The organism is Phyllobacterium sp. P5_D12 (genome assembly GCF_054049495.1).
On the sequence record NZ_JBFUMG010000095.1, the window covers coordinates 1 to 12,188 of the forward strand.

The window sequence follows — 12,188 nt, forward strand, 5'->3', positions numbered from 1 at the left end:
GCATAAATCCGGCAGGCGATCTTGTCGTTCTTCTCCGTGATCTGCTTGTAAAGACTCTCGCCCATACCGTGCAGGCGCTGGAATTCGAAGCCACTCTTGTCGGCGCCTGCCATTTCCAGAATCATGGCCACGGTCAATGCATTATGCGTAGCAAATTGCGGGAAGATACGCGGTCGTGCATCGAGCATGCGCTTGGCACATGCGAGATAGGACGCATCGGTCGCTGGTTTGCGCGTAAACACTGGATAGTCGGCAAGACCGCGTTCCTGCGCCCGCTTCACCTCCGTGTCCCAATAAGCCCCCTTGACCAGACGCACCATCATYTTGCGGTTGTGCCGCGCCGCGAGCTTGTCGATGTGATCGATCACATCAAGAGCCCGCTTCTGGTAAGCCTGAATGGCGAGGCCGAATCCGTCCCAGCCATCCAGCGATGGATCCGCAAATACCCGGTCGATCACATCAAGTGATAGTTCAAGCCTGTCAGCCTCTTCAGCGTCGACAGTGAAATTAAGATCGTAAGACTTCGCCTTTTGCGCAAGAGCTAGAAGGTCGGGCACCAGTTCGGCCATGACCTGATCATGGTGTGTTGCCAGATATCGCGGATGCAGCGCCGAGAGCTTGACCGAAATCCCCATGCGATCCGGGAGCTTCTTGTTACCTGTGGCGCGGCCGATCGCATCGATGGCGTCGGCATAGGATTTGAAATAGCCCTGCGCATCCTTACGTGTACGAGCTCCCTCCCCCAGCATGTCGAAGGAATGGCGATAACCCTTGGCCTCATTGGTGCTGGCGCGTTTCAGCGCGTCCTTGATCGTTTCACCCAAGACAAAATGGTGTCCGAGATAGCGCATGGCCTGCTTGGTGGCGGTACGGACAGTCGGCAGGCCAATCCGTTTGACCAGCGAGGAAAGCACGCCCTCCGGAGTTTCGCCTGGCTTGATAACCTTGGCCGAAAGACCAAGGGCCCAAGCGGATGCCGACACGAACCATGTATCGCCGCTCGGCTCGTGCTCTGACCAATGACCTTGCTTCAGTTTATCCTCGATCAGCTTGTCCTGCGTTGCTGCATCCGGTACGCGCAGCAAGGCTTCCGCGAGCACCATGAGCGCCAGACCCTCGCGGGTCGACAAACCATATTCCCGCAAGAAATCCTCGACTCCACCAATACCGCTCGCTTCCTTGCGGATCGTCGTGATATATTTGCTGGCGCGGGCATCGATGCGGCGGTTGACATCTTCCGGCAACGTTATGGACTTAAGCAACGAGGCAACCAATTCCTGGTCATCGACGGCATAAGGTGCAGAAAAATCATTGGTAGATGGCAATGGTGCGGTCATCAGGCTTCCCCTTATTGATTTTTCCCATATAATCCAAATCTACTCAGTTATTCTCACCAATGAATGTGAGAGATTACGTGTAAAAAACTACAAATGGGGAATATTTTAGCGATGAAAAATTTGGACAGTCTCGATCGCAGAATATTGCGCGAGCTGCAAAAGGATGGACGCCTGACCAATACAGAATTGTCCGAGCGCATCAGCCTGTCGCAAACAGCTACAACCGAACGCGTGAAGCGCCTGTCCCGCGACGGCTACATCCTTGGATACACGGCAAAATTGTCGCCGAAAAAGCTCGATCGCGCAATGCTTGTATTCGTCGAGATAAAACTTGATCGCACCACGCCGGATGTCTTCGCAACCTTTGCCGCCGCTACGCGCCGTAACCCGGACGTGATGGAATGCCATATGGTGGCCGGCGGCTTCGACTATCTGATCAAGGCGCGCGTTGCCGACATGGAGCATTACCGGCGCTTTCTCTCCGATATGCTGCTTTCACTCCCAGGCGTCCGCGAAAGCCACACCTACGCCGTGATGGAAGAGGTCAAGGAAACGTCAAGCTTGCCGGTTTGAGCCGGGAAGCCGTTTTTCTACTGCTGCAGCACCTGCTTGATGTCGATCAGGTTCGAGCGCACGCGCAGAATATAAAAACCCATGGTTGTCAGATGGTTTGGAAACAGCCAACCGCCTTCGCTGCCATTGGCGATGATCCAGGGCGTGATGTTCAAGGCCGAGCGCAACTGTCCGTCCATACCATCCCACAGCGGGGTCAGGTGCTTCTCATCCAATACCTGTTTAAAATCCACCTGCGCCGCATTCATCAGGCCATAATAGGCGTAAAGCTGGCCGTACGCGAACCAGAAACGGTCATCGGCGCGCGTGTCGAACCAGCCATAATTGTTGTTTTCCGAACGATCTTTCAAAATAGCCGAAGTCGCGCCGATATCGTTGGCGATACGGTCGATGAACTGGATGAGATTATCCGCACGCGCATCGAAAATGGCATTGCAAGATTCAAGCTTGGTATTGAACGTACGCAAATCCTTGACCGCCGAACGATAATAACTCGGCGTCGGCGTCTTCGGACCAAAGGGATTGAGGCCAAAATACCAGGCGTCTTCAGTAAATTGCAGGTTTCCGCGCGCCTTCTGCAAGTCGGCGTCGATCTGCGAGGTCCCGCGAACACGCCCAAGTGTATCGACGAGTTCAACCGCCGTGCGGCGTACAGCAGAATTGATGCCACGCTGGAAGGATGCCTTGTTATCCAGGAATGGCGTATTGTCCCAATCGACGCCGAAGAACCCGAGCTTGTAGAGCAGCATGGAGGAAATCCATGCGTTTTGGTTGACGTTGAAATCCGTAAGGTCTGCCGTCACCTGCACGATAGCCGAACGTGCACACGTCTTCGCGGCACCCGTATCGACAGCTTGCGTCGGCGAAGGAACCGGTTCGCCCACAGGAACTGTAAGGCTCTTGAAATTATAGGCGACAATATAATCCGGGTTGAAATTCTTCCAGACCTGCGTGTTGTAGAAGAAATAGCCGTAGAGACCGAGCCATACGAGCACTGCAAGACCAAGAACCGCCTTGAGGATGATGCCCCGCTGACCATACCAGCTCCCGAGCCACATGAACGGCCATAGGAGGATTCCGATCACGAAACCGATGCCACGTCCAATGTAGTAGAAGATACGGCTGAAGAAATTGATCACGGGCTCGAGCATCCTGTTCCTCATTACTGTTCAAGTCCATAAAGCCACTGGCGCAGCCCTTACCTGTCACTCACATAGGTTGTTTCGAGAAAATCGACAACGTGTTCCTGCGAGATAGGGAACCGGCCTGTAGAATCGGTCCAAAAGTTCCGCCTTCGCAGCCTGCAACGAGCCGGGCGTTAATTGACGAGTATCGACTTCTCGCCCACGCTACTTTACGCCAACCCATACAGCTTCTTCCTTAGCCCCTCCTTATCCTTCAAATAAATTGTCTTCAGTGTCTCGACGACATGTTGCTGATAGGGAGGGCTCCAGCCTTGATAGTCCGCATAGAATCCCGGCTTGTTGAAGACATAACGCGACAGGAAATCCCACGGCACGAAATCGCTGATGAGGTGGTTGACCAGCCAGGCGTYCGGGTGCCGTGGCAAGGCGCGTACGACAAGAAACCGGCGTTTCGGATCGATTTCCGCCATGTTCAGCTGCCCGGTCTGGCCGATCTCGCGCTTGACCGCATTGAGGAATGGCCACGTGCCATCATGATTGATCAGGCTGGCATTGGCGTGAATCCATGTCTGCAGCCAGATACGGTCGATGTTGGTCAGGTCCCTTTCCGGCTCCAATGACTGGATCAAATGCCGGATGATCATCTCGCCGCGATTTTCCAGATAGCCGGACTGCTCGATCCACGAGGCGCGCGGCAGTTCGATGCGCCCGGTCGAGGCGAGAAACTGAAAGACCTGCTCGGCATCCTTGATGGAAATATAATTCACCTGCCACGGCCGCGAACGCCGGAATCCCGGCGCGGACGGATCGCCAATGACGGTCGTCGTATTGTCATCGACAAAGATGAAAACACCACCGAAATGGCTGGTCCAGAAGGCGCGATGCCGGAATATCACCTTATCCGGCACCAGCGAATTCTCCCGGATATCGCCGGTGACCTTGGCGAGTTCCACCATGCGGTTGATGAGCTCGTTGTTGCGCCAGGTGTCTGGCTCGTCTTCCAGCCGGTCGACCAGAAGCCGCAGTTCCGCCGCCTGCCCCATGACGTTTTCCGCCGAGAGCACCCGGAACTCAACCTGGTTGATCGACAGAAGGTCCTCGATGTCGTTGACGACCGAAACGCTATCCTCGATCTCGCCGTAGAGCACATCCTTGATCGTCAGCGCATTGATGGCGCGGGAATTGCTGGTGAAAAACTCGTACATCAGTTGCGAAGTGTTGGAAAATTGCGTGTGGACGACTGGCAAATCCGCCTGCGCCGGGGTCAGAATGATGAACCGCCGGTTGACGCCATTTGGATCGAGATAAGATGGGTCCTTCAGCTCCTTGGCGATTTCCGGCGAAAAGCCGGTCCTGTCGACGTTGAATTTCTTGAGTTTCGTCGCAGGGAAACCGAAGGATTTCAGCGCGCGATTGTAGCGCTCTATCAGGTGCGGCTGGTCGATCGTCAGCAAGCGTCCATAGATCAGCTCGTTTTCGTAGAGAAGGTCCATCAGAGGTCCCACTGCCCCTTGGCTTTGAGCGCCTCGACTTCCCGCATCGCCCGCTCACGCAATCTCACGTGCCGCACCATCTTGTCCACGGCCGCATCGTCGGATTTGTCCGCATAGCGGAATTCGGAATCCGCATAGCGGTTGGTTTCCTGCAGCACCATCTCCATCGTGAAGGGCTTGCGCAACGACTCGATCATCGCCTTCTTTTCATCATAGCCCTTGTGCATGAACGTTTCTGGCTTTTCAAACCATTCATCCGGAAGTTCCACATCCATCGCCCGCATCTTGATTGCATCGGTGACGTTCTTGATGGCACGTCCGGTGAAGCGCGGCTCACGCTCCTTGATCATGTGCAGATAGGTGCCGATGTCGGATAGGGTTTTTGGCTCGCCATTGTCCGCAATGAAGCGATCAAAGACCACTTTCAGCCCCTCCTCCTGCGGCTCCGACAATTCGTCATAGGCCGTCTCCACCGCCCGTTCGATCTGTTGCGCTTCATAAAGCTTGTGGTCGCCGAGCGGTATCTTGTGGTTTTTGCCTGCCAGCAGCGCGAAGATATCGATGTAATCGTCGCGTGTCTGCGGCCCGTCGACCAGCCAGCGCGCCCCTGCCCTCTGCCTCAACGCATCGTCAACATTCTCCGGGTAGTTGGAGAACATGCCGAATGAGCAATTCCCGCGAACAACAGTGGAAGCGCCGGAAAAAGCTTCCATCAGTACGCCGGTGATCTCGTGTTGGCCCGACGAGGCGCGGTCATCCGAACGCTTGGCCGCCACCTGGTCGATGTCATCGATTGTGCCGAAACCGATCACGCGCGGATTGAGCACATTCGTCACGAATTGCTTGCAGTTCTGTCCGGACTTGCCCTGATAGGACGATATCTGATCCACACCGAAATTCTCATAGTGAAAGGCGTAACCCGCGACCTGGCAATAATCATTGAGCAGCCCGGCGATCATCTGGATCAGCGTGGTCTTGCCCGTGCCCGGCGCACCATCACCGATGAACGTGAACAGAAACCCGCCCAACTCGACAAACGGATTGAGCTGCCGGTCGAAATCATAAGCCATCAGCATTTTGGAAAGCTTCAGGGCCTGAAACTTGGCGATGTGGTTGCCGACAACTTCGTTCGGTTTCTTGAATGTCATCACTAGCGGAGTGCGTTTCTTCGATGGCGCAACATCGAACCCGTCCAGTGTGAAGTCATCGCTGTCGAGCCGCAGGTGCGTATCTTCGAAACTGCCGAGCCCGTCAAATCGTCCCTTGCGCTGCAAAAGCCCTTCGATGGCAAGCGCCGAAAAGGCTTTGGCGCGCGCCAGCATTACCTGCTCGTCGGTCGCGCCGGATATCGCACGATCGAGACCGGCAATTACTGATTTCAAGGCGTCTTGCGCCGTATCGAAGACAAAATCCGGCTCGCTCATATCATTGGCTGGCTCTGAATCAGCCTCGATCAATTGCGCGAGATAGGCCGCAAAAGCGAAAGCGGCAACGTAAGCTGCAGCTGACAGAAGCCGTTTGAAATGACTGGCCTCTTCACCCTGTAACGGAGCGGAAGCATTGCGCGCCATCAGGCTTTCAAGGTCACTCTGCCGGCCGAAAACATCGGCGACGGCCAGTGCAATCGCTACACCACGACGAGCCCGAAACAACAGTGTGTGTTGGGCAATCGAAAGCATGTGATCGTCGGGGCGCACAGACTGGATGGTTTTTGCAAGCTCCACCTCACGCGTCTTGCGCAATCCGCCGGTGGAAACAGTGGAGACAAAACGCCGATCAGTTCCCGCAATTTCGGTACCGGACTTCTCGCCGCTATCGAGCGAGACAAATCGCGTCACCATTGCTTGTGCGACGGCAAGATGCTTGGAGATGTCCTTCTCCTCAAGCGTGGTCAGACCGACATCCATGATCGTTTCCTCCTCAAACGCCGCTGATCACCTGTCCATTGGACAGGATATGCGTCTGAAACCCCTTGAAGATCCCTGCCGCTTCCCCCGATGCGTACAACGCCTGATAGGCCTCATGCGGCACCAGAGCATGCTGCTCGTAGTGACTGACGCCCTGCCTCGCCGCTTCGAGGTCATCAGTATTGATGTGAAACTCTTCACGCGATGGCTCCGACGACCAAAGGCCACGTTTGCCGAGTTTCTCCGCCTTGGAAAAAACTTCCTGCAAGGTCCAGGTCAGGAGCCAAGCGTCCTCCGGCTTGCGTACCCGCTCAAGGACGTCGGCAACCTTCTGATTATGCTCAGTAATTCCGGCCGTGTAGAATGGCCCGAGAACAAGCCGGCGTAGCTGCTTGGGGTGCAGTTCCGGAAAATCCTGATCGAGTGCCGTAGCGATGGTAACTGGCGACAGCGAATAGGCCGAGTTCTTCGCGGCAAAGTCGTCGAAGCGGCGCGCGAGATCCGGATTGAGAAGACCGCCGACCGGGAATGGGATTCTGACTTTGTTGTTGAGCTTGCCCTCGGCCACTAGCGTCTCCACCATATCTTCGGATGAGTCCTCGATGATCGCCATGTAGATCAATGGCAAGTTCGAGGCTCCGTCGAATGCGCCCCAATGCACCACGTAGAAGGGGCGCATGGTTTTCGGGTTAACAGAAACGCGGATGGTCGTTGGCAGCAAGAAGGGAGAGAATATCTCGCCTTTGTCCACCACTTCCAGATAAACCCGATCCGCCATGGACCTTTGCAGATCGCGCGGAAACTCGCGATTGCGCAGAATGAAATCCGCCATCTCGCCCCGAAGCGCATCCGCCGGCGGAATGGCAGCAAGCCGCAGCGATGCGTCCTTCTTGTCATTTTCAAGCTCCAGAACATTCTGGAAGACAGGAAAACCGCTCTCGGCCTTGGATATGCGAAAGCGCTCGGCAAAACCGAGCCTGTTTCGCCAGCATTCGAACGAAGAAACAAGGCGCTGCAGATATTCAGATACAGTCTGTGCAACCAGATCATGCTTGTAGAGTGGCGAGTCCTGGTTGTTCAGAAAGACTTCGAGCCCATCGAGCGCCGCACGGATAGCGCCAAAATAGCGCTCGGCCGCTGCAAGATCCGCATTGGCATCGTCGGTCATTGATTAGCTCTGCACGTAATCGGCGGAATTGTGCTTCTTCAGCACCTCTGAGAACCGCCGCGAGAAAGCATCGTCAGCCAGCTTCTTGCGACGCTGGATATCCTGCGAACTGACCATGTTCCTCTCGTGCATTTCGAGAAGATCGCCAATATGCTTCTGCGCCGCCGCACCGACACCGGCCATGGTCTCCTCAGCTGCCGTATCCACCTTGCTGCCGAGCGTATTGATCTTGTGCGCCACGTCCTGTTGCGCGGCCGTTTTCAAAGAATCTTCCAGCGCCTTGTAAAGAACGATGCGCTGCTCGGTATCGATCGACAGTTTGTTGATCAGCGTGCTCTGCGCCGCAATCTGGTTATTGAGCGAATCGACGAAAGTCTGAAACATGGAGGTGTAGCGTTCCAGCGTCTGGCTTTCCGCAAGCAGTTCCTGCTCCTTGGCCTGGCGCTCATTATATTCTGTGGCGAGCTTTGACCGCTGACCTTCAAGCTCGGTGCGTGCGCCCTGATCTGTCGATGCGGCAATCTTGTTTTCAATATCCAGCAAGAGCGGGTTTAGTTCTTCGATCCGCTTTTGCGTCGCTTCGAGGTTGGCGATGGTGGACTTGCGCCGTTCTATGACAGTCGCAAGGCTCGTTTCGGAGGTCTTGTAGCGTTCGTCCAGAACACCTTTCTGCTCTTTCAGAATACCAACAATCCGGTCGGACTTGGAAAGGAGTTCCTGAAGATTTCCCGCAAGTGACATATTGCGAACGCGGTCTGAACGCAGGCGCTGCATCTTCTGCTTGGAGAAGATGCCGATAAACTTTTCCCAGCCGGAATAACCTTTCATGCTTTCGAATTCAGAACCGAAAACATTGGTGGCATCCTCCAGCCCGATGATCAGCTCGGCAATATTGCCTTCCATCACCTTCTGTTGACGCAGGACATCATCAATGCGCGCATTTTCGATATCGAAATCGGAAGCGCCGATCTTCTCATCAGCTTTGGCGAATTTGTCGAGGACTATTGTGGACTGATCGATTTTGGTCCGCATATCATTGACCATTGTTCTGGTCTTCTCGATCTCGGAATCGAAGTTCTGCAAACTCGCCATTTAAGTCTTCCCCTGATTACCAAAATCGCTTCTCGCGACGACCGAATATAGACACGCTACATTGCGAAAAAAAGCCTACGGGAAAATGACAGGTCTCAAGGTAAACTTGCAAGCAGAGATTCGCCGTTTAAGGCTTTTGGACTTCCCCATACGCAACCCGGCCCGTTTCCTCTTCCCAGTGTTTGCGGCAGAGCGAGACATAGACGGATTTCTCGATCGCCACCTGATCGCCCTCAAGCAGCGCCTCCCCTTTCGGTCCGTGACGAACAACCATTGTCGCCTTGGCGCCGCAGTGACAGATGGTGCGGATTTCCCGCAAAGTGTCGGCAATGGCGAGCAATTCCGCAGAACCGGGAAAGAGTTTGCCCTGAAAATCCGTGCGCAGACCAAAACACAAGACCGGCAGGTTAAGGCGGTCGACCACGCGCGCCAGCTGCCAGACCTGCTCCTTGGTCAGGAACTGCGCTTCGTCGACAAACACGCAACTCAGCGCGCTTTCACCGTGGGCCTTGGCGATAAGCGAAAAAAGATCGTCTTGATCGCGATAAAGCAGCGCTTCGGCGCTGACACCCAGACGTGAGGTGATCCTTCCGACACCGTCTTCGGCATAGTGCGCAGCCGTGAACAGCATCGTCCGCATGCCGCGTTCCTGATAGTTGTAGGAAGCCTGCAAAAGCAGCGTCGATTTTCCGGCATTCATAGCCGAGTAACTGAAATAGAGTTTTGCCATCTCCCGCTTTAATCAGAGTTGGCTCTCCGCATGAACCCTTACAATCCGCTCCCTTGCAACTTTTGTCGGAATATCAACAACTGTCGCTATTTGACCGGATTTATGCGCGCCTATGCTTGAATGCGTTTCCGTTTGGTGCTTGGTTCATGACATTGAAAATCCGGTAAAAACCGGAAGGGGAGAACTATCGATGAAAGTACTATCCAAATTCACCATTTCCTTGGCTTTGGTCCTTTCCGCAGGTACGGCATTCGCTGCGGAACCCGAATCCTGCAAGACAGTCCGATTCGCCGATGTAGGCTGGACTGACATCACAGCTACCACGGCTGCGACGAGCGAAGTGTTGAAGGCCCTGGGTTATTCGACCGACACGAAGGTTCTCTCCGTACCGGTGACCTATGMTTCGCTTGGCAAGAAAGACATTGACGTGTTCCTGGGCAACTGGATGCCGACTATGGCAGCCGACGTAAAGCCATACCTCGAGAACAAGACTGTCGAAGACCTCGGCCCTAATCTGACAGGTGCGAAATACACCCTCGCTGTGCCGCAATATCTCTATGACAAGGGTCTGAAAGACTTCAAGGATATCGCCAAGTTCAAGGATGACCTCGGCGGCAAGATCTACGGCATCGAGCCCGGCAATGATGGCAACCGCTTGATTCTCGACATGATTTCCAAGGACACCTTCGGTTTGAAGGGTTTTGAACTTGCTGAATCGTCCGAGCAGGGCATGCTCGCGCAGGTCGCCAAGCAGACAAAAAGCGAAAAACCAATCGTCTTCCTCGGTTGGGAACCGCACCCGATGAACTCGAATTTCAAGCTTGCCTATCTCTCTGGCGGCGATGATGTTTTCGGACCGGACTTTGGTGGCGCCATCATTCATACCAACGTTCGTGCTGGGTATACCACAGAATGCCCGAACATCGGCAAGCTCCTGACCAATCTCAAATTCAATCTGCAGATGGAAAATGAGATCATGGGCAAGATTCTCGATGACGGTGAAGATGGTGCCAAGGCTGCTACCGAATGGCTGAAAGCCAACCCGGCGATTCTGGATACGTGGCTGGCAGGCGTCACAACCTTCGATGGCAAGGAAGGCCTCCCCGCGGTCAAGGCGTCGCTGGGCCTATAACAATCGCTGTCCCTGACGGGATAAGAGACCAAAGAACATGAGCCGCCCGGTGCACTGGTCGGGCTGCTCCTTTCACTTACTCTTTGTGGGGATGGTTTTGGTTTGGATTGGTTAACGCAAGACAAGATTCCGGTTGGCAGGACAGCGAAAGCGGCCGTCGATTGGCTCACCACCAATTTTGCCGGATTTTTCGATGGACTTGCCGCAGTCATGCAGGCCTTCATCGACGGCCTGATGTTTGTGCTGAAATATCCACATCCCCTGATCATGGTCGTGATTTTCGCCGCCATCGCTTACGCCCTGCGCCGGTCCATAGCGGTCACGCTTCTCACCATTCTTGGCTTCCTGTTCATCCTCAATCAGGGATACTGGCAAGAAACAATGGAGACACTGACCCTGGTGCTCTCCTCGTGCATCCTGTGCATGGGGATCGGCGTGCCCATCGGCATTATCGCCGCGCACCGGCCGAAGTTCTATGCCGCGATACGTCCCGTACTCGACCTGATGCAGACGTTGCCCACCTTCGTCTATCTCATCCCTGCCATCGTCTTCTTCGGCATAGGTATGGTGCCCGGCCTGATTGCAACCGCAATCTTTGTGTTGCCGGCACCCATCCGTCTCACGCATCTCGGCGTTTCCTCGACACCCCGGCATCTGATCGAAGCCGGCGAAGCTTTTGGTGCCTCATCTCGTCAGCTCCTGTGGAAGATCGAGCTGCCCTATGCCATGCCACAAATCCTGGCTGGCCTCACCCAGACGATCATGCTGTCGCTCTCAATGGTGGTCATCGCGGCTCTGGTCGGAGCCGATGGCCTTGGCGTTCCGGTCGTGCGTGCCCTGAACTCGGTAAACACGGCCTTGGGCTTTGAAGCGGGTCTCGTCATTGTGGTCGTCGCCATCATACTCGACCGTATATTCCGTCCCGGTAAGGAGCCAGGTGAATGACAGCGATCACACTGGATAATGTCTGTATTATTTTCGGCAAGAAGACTGACGGTTCGCTATTCCTCGCCGATCAAGGCAAAAGCCGCTCGGATATCCAGGCTGAAACAGGCCATGTGCTGGGCGTTCACAACTGCACTCTCACCATCGCCGAGGGCGAAATAGTCGTATTGATGGGGCTCTCCGGTTCGGGAAAGTCAACGCTCCTGCGCGCGATCAATCGCCTAAACCCCATCTCTCGCGGCTCTGTCGTCGTTCACAACAATGGACGAGCCATCGATGTCGGCAAGGCTGACAAGACAACCTTGCGGGATTTGCGCAAACACCTTGTTTCGATGGTGTTCCAGCAGTTCGGTCTCCTGCCTTGGCGTACAGTCGAAGAGAATGTCGGGTTCGGGCTTGAGCTCTCCGGTGTTCCGAAGGAAGAGCGCGCGAAAGCCGTGCAGCAGCAGCTGGAACTCGTTAATCTCAAGGACTGGGCCAAGCGTAAGGTCGGTGAGCTCTCCGGTGGCATGCAGCAGCGTGTCGGCCTCGCGCGCGCTTTCGCAACAGGTGCACCGATCTTGCTGATGGATGAGCCCTTTTCAGCGCTTGACCCGCTTATTCGAACCCGCCTGCAAGATGAACTTCTCAGCCTGCAGGAGCGTCTGAAGAAGACGATCGTTTTCG

11 protein-coding genes are annotated in these 12,188 nt (G+C 55.0%); 4 read left to right on the plus strand and 7 right to left on the minus strand.

The window, feature by feature from the left end:
- On the minus strand, positions 1-1,337 hold a 1,337-nt coding region (locus ACXJ5O_RS09070), incomplete at its 3' end, for a proline dehydrogenase family protein (protein ID WP_457299602.1).
- Between the two features lie 111 nt (positions 1,338-1,448).
- Between ACXJ5O_RS09070 and ACXJ5O_RS09075 the strand changes: the two genes are divergently transcribed.
- Positions 1,449-1,910, plus strand: a complete 462-nt coding sequence (locus tag ACXJ5O_RS09075; RefSeq protein WP_112530643.1) for an Lrp/AsnC ligand binding domain-containing protein — start codon at positions 1,449-1,451, stop codon at positions 1,908-1,910.
- Between the two features lie 17 nt (positions 1,911-1,927).
- Here ACXJ5O_RS09075 and ACXJ5O_RS09080 read toward each other — a convergent pair whose 3' ends face one another.
- The 6 genes from ACXJ5O_RS09080 to ACXJ5O_RS09105 form a co-directional block, all read right to left on the minus strand.
- Positions 1,928-3,061, minus strand: coding sequence for a DUF2333 family protein (locus tag ACXJ5O_RS09080; protein WP_457299603.1), 1,134 nt, complete (start codon positions 3,059-3,061; stop codon positions 1,928-1,930).
- 203 nt (positions 3,062-3,264) lie between these two features.
- Positions 3,265-4,548 (minus strand): DUF6638 family protein, encoded by a 1,284-nt coding sequence (locus ACXJ5O_RS09085; protein WP_457299604.1) that lies wholly within the window; start codon positions 4,546-4,548, stop codon positions 3,265-3,267.
- Entirely contained in the window at positions 4,548-6,455 is a 1,908-nt protein-coding gene (locus ACXJ5O_RS09090; protein ID WP_457299605.1) for an AAA family ATPase, read from the minus strand. The genes ACXJ5O_RS09085 and ACXJ5O_RS09090 overlap by 1 nt, the downstream gene beginning before the upstream one ends.
- 13 nt (positions 6,456-6,468) lie before the next feature.
- Positions 6,469-7,623, minus strand: a complete 1,155-nt coding sequence (locus ACXJ5O_RS09095) for a hypothetical protein (protein WP_457299606.1) — start codon at positions 7,621-7,623, stop codon at positions 6,469-6,471.
- Between the two features lie 3 nt (positions 7,624-7,626).
- Positions 7,627-8,715, minus strand: a complete 1,089-nt coding sequence (locus tag ACXJ5O_RS09100; protein WP_457299607.1) for a hypothetical protein — start codon at positions 8,713-8,715, stop codon at positions 7,627-7,629.
- Between the two features lie 127 nt (positions 8,716-8,842).
- Positions 8,843-9,445, minus strand: a complete 603-nt coding sequence (locus ACXJ5O_RS09105; RefSeq protein WP_457299608.1) for a thymidine kinase — start codon at positions 9,443-9,445, stop codon at positions 8,843-8,845.
- 190 nt (positions 9,446-9,635) lie between these two features.
- On the opposite strand from ACXJ5O_RS09105, the gene ACXJ5O_RS09110 reads away from it, so the two are divergent.
- The 3 genes from ACXJ5O_RS09110 to ACXJ5O_RS09120 form a co-directional block, all read left to right on the plus strand.
- Positions 9,636-10,577, plus strand: coding sequence for a choline ABC transporter substrate-binding protein (locus tag ACXJ5O_RS09110; protein ID WP_457299609.1), 942 nt, complete (start codon positions 9,636-9,638; stop codon positions 10,575-10,577).
- A 102-nt stretch (positions 10,578-10,679) separates the two neighbouring features.
- Complete coding sequence (choW, locus tag ACXJ5O_RS09115; RefSeq protein WP_457299610.1) at positions 10,680-11,522, plus strand: choline ABC transporter permease subunit; 843 nt, start codon at positions 10,680-10,682, stop codon at positions 11,520-11,522.
- Positions 11,519-12,188 (plus strand): ATP-binding cassette domain-containing protein (locus ACXJ5O_RS09120; RefSeq protein ID WP_457299611.1); only part of this gene is annotated, 670 nt, incomplete at its 3' end. The genes choW and ACXJ5O_RS09120, both read left to right, overlap by 4 nt.